The sequence below is a fragment of the Nonomuraea roseola genome (assembly GCF_039535395.1).
In the GTDB taxonomy this organism is placed as follows: Bacteria; Actinomycetota; Actinomycetes; order Streptosporangiales; family Streptosporangiaceae; genus Nonomuraea; species Nonomuraea roseola.
Window position 1 is genome coordinate 118927 of the sequence record NZ_BAAAXC010000014.1, and the last position, 16847, is coordinate 135773.

Here is a 16847-nt window from a genome sequence, read left to right on the forward strand (position 1 = left end):
TATCCGTGGCTCCGAGCGCCGCAGTGCCGCCGGTCGGCGAACCCGCCGGACTGGACGCACGGATCACCTGGGACACGACACTGCTCAGCGAGTTCCTCTGGGTCACAACAACAACGAGGTCGGCTTTGAGGTGACCGTCGAGCCACACGGCCTCGTTCTGGACACCGACGCGGACGCCACCTTCCGCACCTGGAAAGGGCTCAAAGATGACGACTTTCAACTCCTGGACGGTATGGCCTTGGCCACCGTACTTGCCAAGACCGAGCAAGCCACCGCCGACCTGGCCTTATCCGTGTGCTTGAGCGAGGACGACAGCTGGGATGACCCCCAGCCACCCGCAGAGCAACTCGTCATCCCTGTCCTCCGCGATCTCATCGACACGCTCACCAAACGGGTCGCCGGCGGTGACAAGAAGCCGCTGACGCTTCTCGGTGAAAGCGCCCAACTGGTTCTCGTTGGCCCCGTGACTGTGAACGCAAGAAGCAGCAACGTTTGTTCGCTGGTTTGAGCGACGGTTGCGGGGGCGTCGAGGCGGTGATGTCGATGAGATTTAGTGACGGTGTCGCGGAGATGGAGGTCTTCTCCCGAACGTGGGCCCCAGCCGCCAACTAGGCCAACATCGTGGTGCGGTACGGCTGGGTCTCACGCGATGGCCTGCCTCGAAGGCCCTGGGTGAACTCGCTGGCGGCGATCAGCCGCTGATGTAGACGAGGGCAGTGCGTTCCGGGCCGACCAAGAGGAGGCAGGAATCCCCTTCACCGCACAGAACCTCATCGAGGGGGAACTTCTTGGCGAAGGCGAGCAGGGTTCCGGATGGACCGGTGACCTCGGTGGCGATCGTCCCGTAGAGGTCGCGGGCCAGCCAGGAGACGAGTTCGTCGCCGGGAATCTCAGGGGTCGTATCGTCGAATTCCCAGAGCATGGTCGCGGCCCGGGCCGCTTGGACGATGTTCCGTTCCGAATCGATCAGCGCGGCCTCCAAGGAGGCCGCGTCCAGCGCCCAGAGGACGTCGTCATCCTCGTCGTCTCCCTCCTCGGCGATCAGCCAGTGCCCGTCTCCTGTCCAGCCTGTCCGGAAGGCGTCGTAGGGATCAGGGACGTCGAGGTCGACATCGTGGGTTCCGAAGCTCACCTCGAAGTTCACCTCGTCGGTGTTGTTGATTCTGAGGAATTCGCTCAATAGGGCCGTGACGCAGGCGATTCGGTACTCGGCCTCAACGGGGGCATCGGGGACGATCGGGGCGGAGGCCAGAGACAGCCGCCACGTGGTCATCCAACTGCGCACCAGTAGGTGCAGCTCATCGTCGAGTGCGGGGCTGCCTGGTTCGGCTGTGACCGCGATCCGCAGCAGGTCTGTGGCGTCTGCGGCGAGGTAGCCAGCGGCGTATCCGGCCAGCGCCCGGCCTCGCCGGTTTAGGCTGCCACCGGATTCCAATACTCCGATGAGGAACTCGTATGCCTGTTCCGCACCCTCGGTGGGCAGCCCCCAGGACGCGCATAGGGGGCTGTCGGACGTCTCGTCTGGGTCATGGATGTCGAACCGCTCGACGGCCAGCGGGTGGCGCTGCCCACCGGGGCCGTCGAACGTTCCCGGGAACGCCCCGTACTCCGTCACCTCAGTCAGAGAAGGCGTGGAGGTCCACTTCTCCTCGGGAGCCTTGCCTCCGACGAGTGCGAGCCGCCATCCCGGCAACCACAACCTGAACAGGCACTCTACGGTTTCGAATGGGCCGACCCAGCGAGGCTCTGTAGCCGTCAACGCTCATCTCCAAGGTCCAGCTTTAGGTCAAGATCAAGAATAGCCAAGACCGGAAATTTCCCACCGGATCATTCGGCAACTACGACCGGGAAGCCGCCTGCCCGGCCGCACCCTCACCATCGGCCGGGAAGCCTTACGCACCCTGCTGGCCCGCCACGCATCACCTTCCAGCGCACCAAGACCTGGAAAGACTCACCAGACCCGGACGTCGAGGCCAAGCTGGACCGCATCGAGTACGCCCTCACCCAACGGGAGGCCCCCTCTCCTCCAATACGGTCACGGCGTCTCAGGCGATTTCGGCGAGCTTGCCGCCGTCCTGGCCTGCCGTGAGTTCGACCGCGGTCCGGACCAAGCGGGCGGTCCAGTAGGCACGGGTGCAGTCGCGCCAGGCGATCGCGATGGAGTATGGGCTGGCGTCGTGCACCGGCCGGTAGGCGACGTCGTCGCGGAGGTTGCGCTCGGCGAGGGACGTCGGGATCAGAGCGACGGCTTGGCCTAGAGCCACAGCCTCTAGAAGCTGTGAGCTGTCGTGCACGACTGGACCCGACACGGGCACGTCGGGCCGCCGCTCGGCGGACTCGTTCGCCTGGGAGGCGTAGCAGTCTCGCCCCGCCCAGTAGTCGCGCTCGGAGGCAGTCGACCCCGGGCACTGTGGCATCGGCAGGCCGGCGAGGTCGCGGCAGCTCAGGGCCGTACGGTGAGCGAGTTCGTGGCCGGACGGAAGGGCGGCCACCCTCGGTTCGGAGATCAGCGGCTCGATGTCGAGCCCTCGGCGGTCGAATGGTGAACCCAGCAGAGCCAGGTCCGCGCGCCCGTCGCGCAACATGTCCGCCTGTTCGCCGTAGCCACTGACGGCGATCTCTACTCGCGGGGCGTCGGGCAGTGCGCCGTATGCCTCCACGATCCGCCGCAGCAGATCCGTCGCCACACCCGCTTTCGCCGTCACGACCAGGGTGGGTGTGGTCAGCGCCGCCCGGCGAGTGCGGCGAGCGGCCGCGGACATCGCGTCAAGCGCGCGTTCTGCCTCGTCGAACAGGGTCAGACCGGCGACGGTTAGCGTGACGTGGTGGGTGGTGCGTTCGAAAAGCTGGACGCCGAGCCGTCGCTCTAGCTGGCGGATCGCCCGGGACAGCGGCGGCTGCGCCATCCCCAGCCGCTCGGCGGCCCGAGAGAAGTTGAGCTCCTCGGCCACAGCGCGGAAGTAACGCAGCTCCCGTACCTCGAAATCGATCATACCTGGAGGGTATAGCCCGAGATCGAACAGGTCTTTCCCTGTCGAGGGGCTTGGCTGCTGAGATAGCTGCGAACGTCCGGCTCCCCTGAGAGGAACGACACCATGGCTGATCTCGAACAGAACAAGCAGACCGCACAGACCTTCTTCAACCTGGCCTTCAACGACAAACAGCCGGCCGAGGCGGTCGCGAGGTATCTCGGGTCCAGCTACACCCAGCACAACCCGCAGGCGCCGGACGGCTCTGAGGCATTCGTCCAGTTCGTCTCCGGGTTCGCCTCCCAGTTCCCACAGCTCAGCCTTGACATCAAGCGCGTTGTCGCCGAGGGCGACCTGGTCGTCATGCACAGTCTGATGAAGACCTCACCCGATGACCGGGGAACCGCCATCGTGGACATCGTCAGGGTCCAGGACGGCAAGATCGTCGAGCACTGGGACGTCCTGCAGCCGGTGCCCGAGACTGCGGCGAATGACAACACGATGTTCTGAAGAATTCAGCGGTGCGGCGCGTCATGGCCCGGCGAGCACTCGCAACGCCGCCCGGACTTCGAAAGGGCCGGACGGGGCGTTCACACGTTGACGCGGCTCAGCACTCCTCGACGCCCCCAAGCCGTAGAACTGACGCCCGTAGCCGATTGCGAGCTGGTCGACAGCACCGACGCCCCGCTCAGGCCACCTGGGGGGAAACTGACCCATCCCCTCCTAAAGGTGCGGCAGGCCGCTTGGCCATCCCGGCGGGGCGCCTGCCGCATCTCTGGGGGCTCTGAGGAGGTCGATGGCCCCGCGATGACCTCCTCCAGCAACCGCGCGATCTTGGGGATCGCCGCAGCGGGGAGACCGTGCCTGGAGGGAGCGCGATAGCACATCGATGCTCCCGTCGCACGACTGTCCCCTGGGTCCACTTCTGCCGAATACCAACCCCCAATCCCTTGGGTGGGGCCAGAGATCTTGAGCGCTTTTCATCGTGAGCGGCGGCCGTCTTCGACGGTTTGCAGAACGAGGATCGTCTGAACGATCGCAGTCGCGCGGTGCGGGCAGCAGCGCAGGCGGGTCAGGATCTTCCAGGCCTTGAGCGTGGCAACAGCTCGCTCGCCGACGGCGCGGTTGCGGGCGTGGGTGAAGCGCTCCGGCGTCGTTGGAGGCTCGTTCCCTTGAAAGGATCAAGTCATGGCAGCCAAGTCCCCTACCCGCCGGAAGCGCGCGGTGCGGATGGTCGCTGAGGTCCGCCCGGACTACCCGACCGAGTGGGCCGCGATCAACGCGGTCGCCGCCAAGCTCGGCATCGGCACGGCCGAGACACTGCGCAAATGGGTCCGCCAAGCCCCGATCGATGAAGGACAGCGGCCGGGCACCACCACCGATGAGGCCGAAGAGTTGAAGCGGCTGCGGCGGGAGCACGCCGAGCTACGGCGGGCCAACGAGATCCTGAAGGCCGCCTCGGTGCACTCAACACATCAGCGCAACCCCATTCGGGATGATGATCGCGGAGGTGTTGCGTGGCGAGGATGGTTGGAGACGATCGCGGCCGCCCAGTCGTCGGCCACGGCCATGAGCCGGGCCGTGTCGCCGTCGGAGCTCGTGTCGTGGTGCACCGCCCGATTTTACCGGGCGGCCGTCCGGCGGCCCTGCTCGCCCGCGACGGCGCAGACGGGGTGGGTGCGGGAGGCGTAGGAGCGGGCGGCGACCACGAGACCGAGGCCCAGCCCCGCGAAGGCCAGCCCGCCGAACGCGATCATCCAGGTGAGTCCCGCACGGGTGAAGCCGCCCGACGGCTCGATCGCCGGCAGCACGCCGATGGCGGTGAGCGGGGCGTAGACCGTGAGCCCGATCCCGTACATCGAGAGGCTGGCGGCGGTCAGCCAGGCGGGGACCAGCGGCAGCAGCCTGGGGACGCGCCTGCTGGAGAGGAACAGCGTCCAGCGGGGGAACACCATGCCCCACCGGTACATCAGGCCGAGGAGCAGGAAGATCGCCAGCAGCGCGGCCAGCACGGTGATGTCGATCCCCACCGAGGCCAGCGCCCTGGCCGAGGCCGGCGCGGCGGCGTTGGCCCGATCCCATTCCTCGGCGGTGAGTCCGAGCGCGTCGCCGCCCAGCGTCCAGACGGTCTTGACCCCTGCCCATGGCACGATGCCGCACATCAGCGCGTAGACCGCCACCCGCGTCCGCCGCGACGCGGTGGAGGCGTCGGGATGGAGCAGCGGACCGGTTCCCGCGCCCCTGTGAGCCTGCCCGCAGCGGACGCACCGTCCGCGCAGGCGGCGGCGATGGCCTGCCGCGGTCAGGGCCAGCAGACCCGCGCCCGCCGTGTCGAGCAGGACATGGGCCAGGCCCGTGGCGCTCTCCACCCCCGATCCCGACACCAGGGTCACGAACTGGAGAGGCAGACTGATCATCCCCACCACGAAGACCGGGACGGCCACGGCCAGGACGGCCGTCACCGCCGTCGCGCCCGCACGGGTCAGCGGCCTGGTGGTGGCCAGACAGGCCGCCGCCGCGACGACGGCGAGCAGGGCCAGCAGGAGCTGGGCCACAGGGGCGTAGGGCGTGCCGGGCGTCCATGGCACGGTGGCGCCCGTCACCGCCCACGTGAGCTGCACGGTCGCGTACAGCGCGCCCCACGTCGCGGCGGCGGAGGGCGCCCACCTCGGCCAGCTCTGCGCCCAGGACTCCGGTCCCGGCTCCGCGCCGACAGGTGCTTCACTGACGCTCATGAGAGGTCCTTCGGTGTCGAGGGCATCCGCTGCCCGGCCTCCACCGAAGATCGCAGCCGCCTCGCCCCCGCTCCTCCCCCGCGGAAGGGAGCCCGCTCCCCCTGAGGGGGGAACCGGCCTCGTCAGGGGAAACCGCCCCCGCAGGGGCAAGGCACCCTCTCCAGACAAGGCACCGTCTCAGGGCGAGGCGCCCTCTGAGGGGAGTGGCCGCCTGCGGAGAGCGGCCCGCTACGCCTTGTTCGTCGCGGGGGCGGCGCCCGCGGCCGTCCAGCCCGGATCGCGGAAGCGGGCGGTGAGGCTGCCCTCCGTCGGCTCCTCGCCGCACGCGCGGCAGACGACCCTGGGTTCGAGCTCGGCCCCGCACGCGTGCTCGAACACCACAGGAGGAACGTCGGCCAGGTGGCGGTCGCCCCACTGCATCAGGGTGAGAAGAACAGGGCGCAGCTCCCGTCCTGCGTCGGTGAGGTGGTACTCGAAGCGAGGGGGATGCTCCTGGTAGGACACCTTCTCCAGGACGCCTGCCTCGACCAGCCGCCGCAGCCGGGCGGCGAGGATGTCGCGAGGGGCGCCGATGTTGGCCACGAGCCCGTCGAACCTGCGCACGCCGTAGAACACCTCGCGCAGCACCAGCAAGGAGTGCTTCTCGCCGATGACGGCGAGCGCGTCGGCGATCGAGCACGGACGTGGTCTCTTCATGACCTCCACCCTATGCGCGTCAGTTGGATTATCTGACTCACCCGGGGGCAGGGAGGAGCGTTGTGAAGCTGCTGGTGATCTGCAACTCGTCCGCCGGTGGGGCCGACGACGACGCCCTCCGCACGGTGCTGCGCACCCTCGAGGAGGGAGCCGACGTCCTGACCTGCGAGGATCCTGACGACCTCGCGAGCGCGCTGGCGGCGCACCCCGATCGCCTCCCGGTGGCGGTGGGCGGCGACGGCAGCCTGCACGCGCTGGTGGCGGCGCTGGCCGCGCGAGGCGAGCTGGGCGACAGGCCGGTCGGGCTGGTGCCGCTCGGCACCGGCAACGACCTGGCCAGGGGGCTGGGCATCCCCCTCGACCCGCGCGAGGCGGCTCGCGTCGTCCTGGACGGGCACACGCGCGCGCTGGACCTGCTCACCGACGACAGGGGCGGCATCGTGGTCAACGCCGTGCACGTCGGGGTGGGCGCGCAGGCCTCCGAGCAGGCCACGCCGCTCAAGCCGTTCCTGCGCAGGACGGCCTACGCCGTCGGCGCGGTGCTCGCGGGGCTGCGGGCGCGCGGGTGGCGGCTGCGGATCGCCGTGGACGGCACGCCGGTGGCCGACGGCCGCCGCAGGGTCCTGATGGCCGGCATCGGCAACGGCACCACGATCGGCGGTGGCACCCCGCTGACCCCCGCCGCCCGGCCCGACGACGGCCTGGCCGACGTGGTGGTCTCCTTCGCCGTCAGCCTGCCGGCCCGCCTGGGCTTCGCCCTCCTGCTGCGCAGGGGCGAGCACCGTTCACGCGCTGACGTGCGCACCTACCGGGGCGGCGAGATCACGATCGCGGGCGAGGCCGTGCCGGTCAACGCCGACGGGGAACTGGGCGCGGCGGTCACCCGCCGCACCTGGACGGTCCTGCCCGGAGCCTGGCGCATCCTGGCCCCCGAAGCGGGAGGGGCCGGCGTCACGCGCTGAGCGGGGAGGGCTCTGCCGAGTCGGAGCCGTCGCGGACGGCGCCCGCCAGTATCGCGTCGAGCAGGCCGGGATAGCGCGCGTCGAGGTCGTCCCTGCGTAGCGTGAGCAGGTTCTCCCTGCCCGATGGCTGCTGCCAGATCACGCCGCTGTCGCGCAGCACGCGCCAGTGGTGCGTCATCGTCGACTTCGACGTCACCCCCAGGAGGTTCAGCACCCCGCCGCAGTTGTGCTCCCCTCCGGCGTCGAGCACCCGGATGACGGCGAGCCGCAGCGGGTTCCCCAGCGCCGACAGGACGTTCTCGATCCGGATCTGATCGCGGTCGGGGTGGCGGAAGCTCATGGTCCCACTGTACCGCGACAGTCGAACATTCTGGCTTGCCTCACGGTACGAATGTACGTAAGGATACGTACGATTCCTGGAACCTGAGAGAGGCCTTCTCGTATGCCCATGTCATCCGCGCCTGCCAGGCGACGGCACGGCTGGATCCTCGCGCTCCTGGCCCTCGCGCAGCTCGTCTACGCGCTCGACCTCAACATCGTCTTCGTCGCCCTCCCCGAGATCGGCTCCGAGCTGGGCTTCCCCGGCCAGACCCAGCAACTGGTCGTGAGCGCGTACGTCGTCTTCGCGGGCGGCTTCCTGCTGTTCGGCGGACGCGCGGCCGACCTGCTCTGTCTTCGTGCTCGCCCTCGTGCTCTACGCCGTCTCCTCGCTGGCGGGAGGGCTGGCGCCCAACGCGACGGTCATCATCGTCGCCCGCGCCGTCCAGGGCATCGGCGGCGCGCTGCTGCTGCCCGCCACCCTGTCGCTGATCAACACCATCTTCGAGGAGGGGCCCAGGCGGAACAGGGCGCTGGCGGTGTGGGGCGGCGCGGGCGCCAGCGGCCTGACCATCGGCGCCCTGCTCGGCGGCGTCCTCACCGAGAACTTCGGCTGGCCCGCCGTGTTCTTCGTCAACGTCCCGCTGGCCGGGCTCGTCGCGCTGGCCTCCCTGTTCGTCATCCCGCGCGACAGCGCGCAGGGTGTGCGCCGCAGGTTCGACCTGCCCGGCGCGCTCAGCGTCACGGCCGGAGCAACGCTGCTGGTCTTCGGCCTGGTCGAGGGGCCCGAGCTGGGCTGGGGCAGCCCGCCGGTGATCGGCGCCTTCGTCCTGGCCGTGGCGCTGCTGGCGCTCTTCGCGCTCGTCGAGGCCCGAAGCGCCGACCCGCTGATGCCGTTCAGGCTGTTCCGCAACCGCAGCCTCACCGTCGGCATGACAGTCACCTTCGTCTACATGGCGACCTTCGGCGTCCTGCCGTACTTCCTCACCGTCCTGATGCAGAGCGTGCACGGCTACAGCGCCCTGCAGACCGGGCTCGCCTTTCTCATCCCCTCGATCGCCATCGCCATCGGCACGCAGCTCGGCGAGCGCTTCGCCACCCGCGTCGGCACCAGGAGCACACTGCTGACCGGCTTCGCCGTCGGCGTCCTGGGCACGGCCGTCCTCGCCTTCGGCTTCGACTCCGAGGCCGGGTACGGCCTGCTCGTGCCGGGGCTCATGGTCTCGGGCGTCGGGCAGGGCATCGTCTGGACCTCCATGTGGATCGCCGCCGCCACCGGCACCCCCGCCCACGAGCAGGGCATCGCCAACGGCATCGCCTCCACCACGCTCAACATCGGCAACGCCATCGGCCTCGCGGTGTTCACCGCGCTCGCCGACCTCGGCATGGAGGGACTGACCGGCCAGGCCCTGCGCGCCGCCACCGCCGAAGGCGAGTTCCTGGTGGTGCTGCTGACGGCGGCGGGCATGGTCGCCGGCCTGCTCGTCACGCTCATACTGCGCCGCCGTCCCGCCCCTCCCGCCGGACCGGACGACGGCGCGCCCGCCGGGCCGGCCGACGGTGAGGAGGCCCTCGCCGCGCGCTGAACGCGGTTCGAGACCATCCCAGCACCCCGCTCGCCCCGCGAAGGCGAGCGGGGTGCTCGTCGTGCGAGTGAGCGGGGCCCTCTCCCGAGTTCTGGGTCCGTACGGCGTGGGCTATGGTCGGCTGCATGGTCACGTGGCGGGTTCCGCGCGGGTCCACCGCCTTCTCCCTGGTGGTGGGCCTGGTGCTGCTCGCCTTCATGCTGGTCGGCTCGACGCCGGCCTGGTACGGCAGCGACCCCGCGCAGCGGGCGAGCGCCGTGTCCGACGAGGCATGGGCGCCCGGCGCGTGGATCGCGCAGTCGTCGAACCTGCCGCCGGCCGCCGCGGGAGTGCGCGAGCACGTGCTGCCCCTGTGGCCGCCACCGCGTCACGCCGCTCACGACAGTGACGCCGATCCCTCGCCTTCTCAGCAGGCCGGCTGGCCGGAGCCGAACCCCGCGCGCAGCCCACGGCAGAGCGCGCACGGCACGGCGGGGCCGCGAAGCCCGCCGGCGATCTAGCCGATCCGCATGTCACCCCGGCCGCCGGGGTCTCTCGCCGCGGCCGGCTGAGCCGTACCCCGGCTCCCTTTTCTCCACGTCAAGGAGTCGATGCCGCCATGTCCGGCCTCGACGGGGCCTTCGCGCCCTGCGGCGGCGCGGGAGCCGTATCGCCCGGCGCCGCCCGCCCCCATTCGGAAGGACCGACCACATGACCACCGGACTCAGCTCCGTGCAGCTCCAGATTCTGCGCGAGGAGCTCGAAGAGCACCTGCGCTGGCGCGTCGCCCAGCTCGCCGACCTCAAGGCGGCCTCGGACGGCGACGTGGACCTGCGGGACCTGCTCGCCTCCGTCGCCGCCGCCGACCACGCGATCGCCGAGGCCAGGGAGGGTCTGGACCGCCTGGCCGAGGGGAGCTACGGCACGTGCGGCGGCTGCGGGGCACCCATCCCGTTCGAGCGGCTGAAGGTGCGCCCGCTGGCGCGGTACTGCATGACCTGCCAGCGCCGCCGCGAAGCGGCCTGACCCGCGGGGCCGGCCGCCTGACCGCGGCCGGCCCTCGCCGGGCGGCCTCACGACGATCGGCGGGCGAGGGTCAGCCGATCGGAACGGCCGCGCCCGAGACCCGGACGCGGGTGTCGCCGGGGACGGGCGTCGTGGTCAGGAGGCTCGGGCGGCCCATGTCGGCGCCCTGGTGGATGGTGACCACCTCCCCGTCGTCGAGACGGCCCAGGTGGCGGAGGTAGCCGGTGAAGGCGGCCGCCGCCGCGCCGGTGGCCGGGTCCTCCACGACGCCACCCGGAGGGAAGGGGTCGCGGGCGTGGAAGACGGTGCGCGACTCGGCCCAGAACAGGTGGACCGTGGTCCAGCCGCCCTCGGCCATCAGCTCGGCGAGGGCGTCGAAGTCGTAGTCGAGGTCGGCTAGGCGCTCGCGGGTGGCAGCGGCCAGCACGAGGTGGTCGTTGCCCGCGTTGGCCACGTGCGGAGGGTAGGCGGGGTCGAGGTCGTCGGCGGACCAGCGCAGCGCCTCGAGCGCCCGTCGCAGCTCCTCGCCGGTGGCGGGGCGGGTCGAGGAGGGCGGGCTGGTCAGCGTGGCGGTGATGCCGTCCCCCTTGGTGATCTCCACCTGGACCGGGCCCGCCTGGGTGAGCAGGTCCACGATCGCGGGGCCGATGCGCTCACCGAGGGCGACGGCGGCCGCGATGGTGGCGTGGCCGCAGAAGGCGACCTCGGCCAGGGGGCTGAAGTAGCGGATCCGGTAGGCGTGGCCACCCTCGGGGAAGAGGAAGGCGCTCTCGGAGTAGCCGAGGTCCGCGGCGATGGCGAGCATCTGGCCGTCGGACAGGCCGTGGGCGTCCAGGACCACTCCGGCGGCGTTGCCGCCCGAAGCCGTGCTGGTGAAGGCGACATATTTCAGGACGTCATGCACCCGGCCATCATGACGCACGCGCCCGGCCAGGGCCCATCGAGGTCACCCGTCAGCCACCACCCGAATTCACGTATTGACGCTGTAGCGGTCAGAGGTTAACGTCAACTCAAATTAAAAGGAAACCTTACTAATAGTTTCCTCGCTGACCTCCCCTCCCACCCCCTACACCCCCTACCGGATGGCGGAGCATCATGAAGAACACCCTCCTGAGCAAGGCCCTCGCGGGGCTGGCGGCATTACTCCTGCCGCTCACCGCGGCGGTCGTCACCCCACCCGGCGCGTACGGCGCCGCCCTCTCCGGCACCTCCAGCGCCTCGGCGGCCTTCGCCGACTGGGCCCCGTGGACCGCCTATGCCGCGGGCGCCCGTGTCACCTACAACGGTGTCGAGTACGAGTGCCGCCAGAGCCACACCTCCCAGCCCGGCTGGGAGCCGCCCAACGTCCCGGCGCTGTGGAAGACCACCGGCGGCGGGGGCGGCGACACCACGGCGCCGTCGGTGCCTGCCAACCTGCGCTCCACCGGCGTCACCTCCAGCACCGTCGCCCTGGCCTGGAACGCCTCCACCGACAACGTCGCCGTCACCGGCTACGAGGTCTACCGCGGCACCACCCTGATCACCACCGTCACCGGCACCACCCACACCGACACCGGCCTGAGCGCCAACACCGCCTACACCTACACCGTCCGCGCCAGAGACGCCGCAGGCAACCGCTCTGCCGCCAGCACCGCCGTCACCGCGACCACCACGGGCGGCGGCGGAGGCGACACCACCGCGCCGTCGGTGCCTGCCAACCTGCGCTCCACCGGCGTCACCTCCAGCACCGTCGCCCTGGCCTGGAACGCCTCCACCGACAACGTCGCCGTCACCGGCTACGAGGTCTACCGCGGCACCACCCTGATCACCACCGTCACCGGCACCACCCACACCGACACCGGCCTGAGCGCCAACACCGCCTACACCTACACCGTCCGCGCCAGAGACGCCGCAGGCAACCGCTCTGCCGCCAGCACCGCCGTCACCGCGACCACCACGGGCGGCGGCGGAGGCGGGGGCGACAAGGTGCTCGGCTACTTCGTGCAGTGGGGCGTCTACCAGCGCGGCTACCACGTCAAGAACATCGACACCAGCGGCTCGGCCGCCAAGCTGACCCACATCAACTACGCCTTCGGCAACGTGCAGAACGGCCAGTGCACCATCGGCGACAGCTACGCCGACTACGACCGCTTCTACCAGGCGGGCGAGAGCGTGGACGGCGTCGCCGACACCTGGGACGCCGGCGCCCTGCGCGGCAACTTCAACCAGCTGCGCAAGCTCAAGAAGAAGTACCCCAACATCAAGGTGCTCTTCTCCTTCGGCGGCTGGACCTGGTCGGGCGGCTTCGGCCAGGCCGCGCAGAACCCCGCGGCCTTCGCGGAGTCGTGCTACCGCCTGGTGGAGGACCCGCGCTGGGCGGACGTCTTCGACGGCATCGACATCGACTGGGAGTACCCGAACGCCTGCGGCCTCACCTGCGACACCAGCGGCCCCGCCGCGTTCAGGAACATGATGTCGGCCCTGCGCACGCGCTTCGGCTCGGGCAACCTGGTCACCGCGGCCATCACCGCCGACGGCACCGACGGCGGCAAGATCGACGCGGCCGACTACGGAGGCGCCGCCCAGTACGTCGACTGGTACAACGTCATGACCTACGACTTCTTCGGCGCGTGGGCGGCGCAGGGACCGACCGCCCCGCACTCCCCCCTCACCTCCTACTCCGGCATCCCGATCGCGGGCTTCCACTCCGACGCCGCCATCCAGAAGCTCAAGAGCAAGGGCATCCCGGCGAGCAAGCTGCTGCTCGGCATCGGCTTCTACGGCAGGGGCTGGACCGGCGTCACCCAGGCCGCGCCGGGCGGCACGGCCACGGGCCCCGCGCCCGGCACCTACGAACAGGGCATCGAGGACTACAAGGTGCTCAAGACCCGCTGCCCCGCCACGGGCACCGTCGCGGGCACGGCCTACGCCCACTGCGGCAACCAGTGGTGGAGCTACGACACGCCGAGCACGATCGGCGGCAAGATGGGCTACTCGAAGAGCCAGGGCCTCGGCGGCGCGTTCTTCTGGGAGCTCAGCGGCGACACCGCCAACGGTGAGCTGATCACCGCGATGAGGAACGGCCTGGGCTGACCCCCGGCTGCCCCCGTCAGGGCCGGCCCCGCACCCGGGCCGGCCCTGACGGGCGTCAGAAGACCTCCACCTCGATGATGCGCGTGTAGTCGTTGGCGCCGTTGGAGGCCAGCGCCGAGACGCGGATCGCGTCGGTGGTGACGGCGGCGAAGTCGGAGCGCGCGCTGCCCCTGGTGTTGCCGCGCACCTGGGCGACCGTCCGCCACTGGCCCTCCACCCTGGCCTGGACGTCCCAGTCGCGCAGGCCCACCGAGGAGGCCGGATAGCGTTCGGTGTCCAGGGTGTGTAGGTCGACGCGCGTCACGCTCCTGGCGCCGCCCAGCGCGATGTCGACCGTGTCGGGCCAGACCCTGCCTGTGGCGTCGTTCCAGCCGTTGCCGCCGGCCCAGCCGTTGGAGCTGCGGTCGCCGTCGACGACGCTGCAGGCCGGATAGTTGGCGTTGGTGTGCTGCGAGGAGGCGGTGACGGGCCGCCTGAGCGCGAGGTTGCCGCCGTTGTCGAGCTCGTCCACGCCGACCACCCGCACCGGTACGGCCAGCCGCTCCTTGCCCGCTTCGAGCCGCAGGCCGTACTCCCCCTTGGGGGTGGAGGGCGGGACGGCGACCAGCAGTTTCGCGCCGAGCTCGTAGCCGGGCGGCAGGTAGCTGGACAGCATCGAGCGCGAAGCGGTCAGCGGCGCGTCGATCTCGACGGACATGTCGGCGTAGCGAGGTTTGCCCGCGTCGCTGCGCATGCCGATCTCGATCTTGGCGGGGCAGGCGGCGTCCACGCCCAGGGGCGCGACGAGCAGGCCGGCCCCCGCGATCGGGATCAGCCTGCCCGTTCCCTTGCTGGTGCCGGGGGTGACCTTCAGCGAGGAGACCGACGGCAGATCCTGCTCGGGCGCCTGGACGGCCGGCTCGGGGTCGTCCCTGTCGGCCAGGGCGGCGGCGCCCGTGGTGAGCGTGAGGGCGGCGACGGTCAGCGCCGCGGCGAGATGTCTCATGTGCCGCTCCTTCCTAGAGCGCGTGCAGGCCGGGCACGCCGTCGAGCGCCACCAGGCCGGCCCTGGTCGAGACGGGGGCGCCCGGCCTGGTGACGTAGGGGACCACCTTGAAGTCCGACCGCCACTGGCTCCTGGTGACCGAGCAGGAGACGTAGCCGCGCTGGTAGCTGGAGAACCTGATGTGCGGGTTGACGGGGTCGGAGCCGCCAGGGGGCAGCCCCGTCGCCGGATTGCCGTTGCCGCCGCTGCTGATGGAGGTGCCGACGAACTCCACGCCGACGGTGGGGGCGGAGGGGTCGTCGAAGTCGGTTTTCAGCTCCCCCGCGAGGTTGTAATGGATGTCGCCGGTGAGCACGACGGGGTTGCGCACCTTCCGCTCGACCATGCCGTTGAGCACGCGGTCCTTGGCCGCCTTGTAGCCGTCCCAGAGGTCCATGCTGAGCCGCTGCGCGGGGGCGGGGTCGTAGTCGAGCCGGCACATGGCGATCTGCTGGGCCAGCACGTTCCATCTGGCCCTCGACTTCCCCAGGCCGTCGAGCAGCCACTTCTCCTGCTCGGCGCCGAGCATCTGGCGCGCGGGGTCGAGCCTTTCCGCGCAGTCGTACTGCTGGCCGTCGCCGCAGACCTGGTCGTCACGGTACTGACGGGTGTCGAGCACGTTGAACTCGGCCAGGTCGCCGAAGGTGAACCTGCGGTGGACGCGGGCGTCGGGGCCCTGCACGACCGGCACCCTGATGGGCAGGTTCTCCCAGTAGGCGCGGAAGGCGTTGGCCCTGATGACCAGGTAGTCCTGCTCGGTGACCTCGCCACCGGGGCCGTGGACCCCCGCCCAGTTGTCGAGCACCTCGTGGTCGTCCCAGGTGACGATCCACGGCGCCGCCGCGTGGGCGGCCATCAGGTCGGGATCGCTCTTGTAGAGGCCGTACTGGATGCGGTAGCGGTCGAGGGTGTCGCACTGCACCCTGAACTGGTCGGGCACGGGCGTCGCGCGGTTGCCTCCGCTCGCGACGATCCCGTACTCGTAGATGTAGTCGCCGAGGTGGAAGACGACGTCTGGCCGTTCGGCGGCCAGGTGACCGTAGGCGGTGTAGAAGCCGTCCTGCCACGAGGCGCAGGAGGCGAAGGCCAGCGTCAGCGCCTCGGGACTGCTGCCCAGGGCGGGCGCGGTCCTGGTCCTGCCGACCGGGCTGAGCTCGTCGCCTGTCCTGAACCGGTAGAAGTAGTCGCGGCCCGGCCGCAGGCCCTTCACGTCGACGTGGACGGAGTGGCCGTACTCGGGAAGGGCCCACGCGGCGCCGTGCTTGGCGCGCCGGGTGAACCCCTCGTCCTCGGCTAGCTCCCACTCGACTCTGATCTTGCGGTACGGCATGCCGCCCAGCGGTTCGAGCGGTCTGGAGGCCAGCCTGGTCCAGAGGATCACGCTGTCGGGCAGGGGGTCGCCTGACGCGACGCCGAGCTGGAAGGGGTAGTCGGCCGATCGGGCGGCGGCCGACTCGGCCGTCCAGGGATCGGCCAGGTTCGTGGTGAAGGCCAGGGCCATGGCGGCCCCGCCTAATCCGAAGAAGGAGCGGCGGTCCATGGGTCTCCCAGGGGGGAGGGGACGGGAGCCCACACTTTGTAGCAAGAGTGATGTTGATTTAACAAGACCTAAGTTAAATTCACAGCCTCTTCACACCTGTGCCACCTCGACGTTGTGGTGGCGTTCGCGCAGCCGCCGCACGGCGTCGTCAGGCGTGCGCGAGTCGACCACGACGAGGTCGAAGTCGTCGAGAGGGGCCACCCTGTGCAGCGCCACCCGTTCGAGCTTGGAGTGGTCGACGGCGAGGATGCTGCGGGAGGCCGAGCGCAGCATCGCCCGCTTCACCAGCACGATCTCCTGCTCCTGGTGGAAGGCGTAGCTGTCGGAGATCGCCGAGGTCGACACCACGAGCAGGTCGGTGCTCATCGCCTCGACCGCGTCGACGCAGGCCACGCCGAGGAAGGAGTCGTGGGAGGCGTGGTACTCGCCGCCGAGCGCCATGAGCCTGATGCCGGGAGCGCCCGCCAGCAGCCTGATGGCCTCGAGGAAGTTCGTCACGACGGTCAGCGGGGCCGCCTCGCCGAGGTGACGGGCCACGGCCAGCGCGGTCGTGGAGTCGTCGATCATGACCGAGCTGCCGGGCTCGATCAGCCCCGCGACGTGCCTGCCGATCGCCTCCTTCTCGGCCAGGTGGGCGGTGAGCCGGTAGGCGATGTTGCTCTCGAAGACGTTCGAGGCCTGCGCCGTCACCCCGCCGCGGAACTTGCGCACCATCCCCTGCCGCTCCAGCTCGTCGAGGTCGCGGTGGACCGTCATCACGCTCACCCCGAAGCTCTCGGCGAGTTCGGCCACCGACGCCGTCCCCCTGCGCACCACGAGCTCGGCCATCGCCTGCCGCCTGGCCGCGCCCGCGTTGACGCGCTGACGTGAACTCACCTGTGCACTCTCCCGTCCGCCGCCCCTCCGCTGCGAATATCCCAGACCATCGGGCGTCTCGCGC

General features: G+C 70.4%; 16 protein-coding genes and 3 pseudogenes. 9 read left to right on the forward strand and 10 right to left on the reverse strand.

Annotation, left to right across the window (positions count from 1 at the left end):
• The first annotated feature begins 130 nt into the window (after nucleotides 1-130).
• Nucleotides 131-508: a hypothetical protein gene (locus tag ABFX55_RS18900; protein WP_346122756.1), complete on the forward strand. Its 378-nt coding sequence runs from the start codon at nucleotides 131-133 to the stop codon at nucleotides 506-508.
• Between the two features lie 183 nt (nucleotides 509-691).
• On the opposite strand, the gene ABFX55_RS18905 is transcribed toward ABFX55_RS18900, so the two are convergent.
• Complete coding sequence (locus tag ABFX55_RS18905; RefSeq protein WP_346122758.1) at nucleotides 692-1759, reverse strand: hypothetical protein; 1068 nt, start codon at nucleotides 1757-1759, stop codon at nucleotides 692-694.
• 103 nt (nucleotides 1760-1862) lie between these two features.
• Here ABFX55_RS18905 and ABFX55_RS18910 point away from each other — a divergent pair.
• Nucleotides 1863-2002: pseudogene (locus ABFX55_RS18910) on the forward strand (IS630 family transposase); the annotation flags it as partial.
• A 43-nt stretch (nucleotides 2003-2045) separates the two neighbouring features.
• Here ABFX55_RS18910 and ABFX55_RS18915 read toward each other — a convergent pair.
• The gene (locus ABFX55_RS18915) at nucleotides 2046-2993 is read right to left on the reverse strand and encodes a LysR family transcriptional regulator (protein ID WP_346122760.1); all 948 of its coding nucleotides are present in this window, start codon (nucleotides 2991-2993) and stop codon (nucleotides 2046-2048) included.
• A gap of 102 nt (nucleotides 2994-3095) precedes the next feature.
• Here ABFX55_RS18915 and ABFX55_RS18920 point away from each other — a divergent pair, with 102 nt between their 5' ends.
• Complete coding sequence (locus ABFX55_RS18920; protein WP_346122761.1) at nucleotides 3096-3479, forward strand: nuclear transport factor 2 family protein; 384 nt, start codon at nucleotides 3096-3098, stop codon at nucleotides 3477-3479.
• 470 nt (nucleotides 3480-3949) lie between these two features.
• Here ABFX55_RS18920 and ABFX55_RS18925 read toward each other — a convergent pair.
• Nucleotides 3950-4105: pseudogene (locus ABFX55_RS18925) on the reverse strand (IS5/IS1182 family transposase); the annotation flags it as partial.
• Between the two features lie 52 nt (nucleotides 4106-4157).
• Between ABFX55_RS18925 and ABFX55_RS18930 the strand changes: the two are divergent.
• Nucleotides 4158-4457: pseudogene (locus ABFX55_RS18930) on the forward strand (transposase); the annotation flags it as partial.
• Nucleotides 4458-4591: 134 nt separating this feature from the next.
• On the opposite strand, the gene ABFX55_RS18935 reads toward ABFX55_RS18930, so the two are convergent.
• Together ABFX55_RS18935 and ABFX55_RS18940 are read right to left on the reverse strand one after the other, a co-directional pair.
• A complete protein-coding gene (locus ABFX55_RS18935; protein ID WP_346122763.1) occupies nucleotides 4592-5704 on the reverse strand; it encodes a hypothetical protein in 1113 nt (370 codons plus the stop codon).
• 228 nt (nucleotides 5705-5932) lie between these two features.
• Nucleotides 5933-6400: a winged helix-turn-helix transcriptional regulator gene (locus tag ABFX55_RS18940; protein ID WP_346122765.1), complete on the reverse strand. Its 468-nt coding sequence runs from the start codon at nucleotides 6398-6400 to the stop codon at nucleotides 5933-5935.
• 62 nt (nucleotides 6401-6462) lie between these two features.
• Between ABFX55_RS18940 and ABFX55_RS18945 the strand changes: the two genes are divergently transcribed.
• Entirely contained in the window at nucleotides 6463-7362 is a 900-nt protein-coding gene (locus ABFX55_RS18945) for a diacylglycerol/lipid kinase family protein (protein WP_346122766.1), read from the forward strand.
• On the opposite strand, the gene ABFX55_RS18950 is transcribed toward ABFX55_RS18945, so the two are convergent.
• Nucleotides 7352-7702, reverse strand: coding sequence for an ArsR/SmtB family transcription factor (locus tag ABFX55_RS18950; protein WP_346122768.1), 351 nt, complete (start codon nucleotides 7700-7702; stop codon nucleotides 7352-7354). The two genes, ABFX55_RS18945 and ABFX55_RS18950, sit on opposite strands and share 11 nt — an antisense overlap.
• A 337-nt stretch (nucleotides 7703-8039) precedes the next feature.
• Here ABFX55_RS18950 and ABFX55_RS18955 point away from each other — a divergent pair, with 337 nt between their 5' ends.
• The 3 genes from ABFX55_RS18955 (at nucleotide 8040) to ABFX55_RS18965 (ending at nucleotide 10271) form a co-directional block, all read left to right on the forward strand.
• On the forward strand, nucleotides 8040-9266 hold the full coding sequence (locus tag ABFX55_RS18955) for an MFS transporter (RefSeq protein WP_346122770.1): 1227 nt from the start codon (nucleotides 8040-8042) through the stop codon (nucleotides 9264-9266).
• A 125-nt stretch (nucleotides 9267-9391) separates the two neighbouring features.
• Entirely contained in the window at nucleotides 9392-9766 is a 375-nt protein-coding gene (locus tag ABFX55_RS18960) for a hypothetical protein (protein WP_346122772.1), read from the forward strand.
• A 190-nt stretch (nucleotides 9767-9956) separates the two neighbouring features.
• The gene (locus ABFX55_RS18965; RefSeq protein WP_346122774.1) at nucleotides 9957-10271 is read left to right on the forward strand and encodes a TraR/DksA family transcriptional regulator; all 315 of its coding nucleotides are present in this window, start codon (nucleotides 9957-9959) and stop codon (nucleotides 10269-10271) included.
• A 70-nt stretch (nucleotides 10272-10341) separates the two neighbouring features.
• On the opposite strand, the gene ABFX55_RS18970 is transcribed toward ABFX55_RS18965, so the two are convergent.
• Nucleotides 10342-11175, reverse strand: coding sequence for a PhzF family phenazine biosynthesis protein (locus tag ABFX55_RS18970; RefSeq protein WP_346122776.1), 834 nt, complete (start codon nucleotides 11173-11175; stop codon nucleotides 10342-10344).
• 191 nt (nucleotides 11176-11366) lie between these two features.
• On the opposite strand from ABFX55_RS18970, the gene ABFX55_RS18975 reads away from it, so the two are divergent.
• Complete coding sequence (locus tag ABFX55_RS18975; RefSeq protein ID WP_346122778.1) at nucleotides 11367-13343, forward strand: glycosyl hydrolase family 18 protein; 1977 nt, start codon at nucleotides 11367-11369, stop codon at nucleotides 13341-13343.
• A gap of 55 nt (nucleotides 13344-13398) precedes the next feature.
• Here the strand turns inward: ABFX55_RS18975 and ABFX55_RS18980 are convergent, their stop codons facing one another.
• From ABFX55_RS18980 to ABFX55_RS18990, 3 genes are all read right to left on the reverse strand, one after another.
• Nucleotides 13399-14328: a discoidin domain-containing protein gene (locus tag ABFX55_RS18980; RefSeq protein ID WP_346122780.1), complete on the reverse strand. Its 930-nt coding sequence runs from the start codon at nucleotides 14326-14328 to the stop codon at nucleotides 13399-13401.
• A 13-nt stretch (nucleotides 14329-14341) separates the two neighbouring features.
• A complete protein-coding gene (locus tag ABFX55_RS18985; RefSeq protein WP_346122782.1) occupies nucleotides 14342-15907 on the reverse strand; it encodes an alkaline phosphatase D family protein in 1566 nt (521 codons plus the stop codon).
• A 90-nt stretch (nucleotides 15908-15997) separates the two neighbouring features.
• The gene (locus ABFX55_RS18990; RefSeq protein ID WP_312895394.1) at nucleotides 15998-16783 is read right to left on the reverse strand and encodes a DeoR/GlpR family DNA-binding transcription regulator; all 786 of its coding nucleotides are present in this window, start codon (nucleotides 16781-16783) and stop codon (nucleotides 15998-16000) included.
• Nucleotides 16784-16847 lie beyond the last annotated feature (64 nt).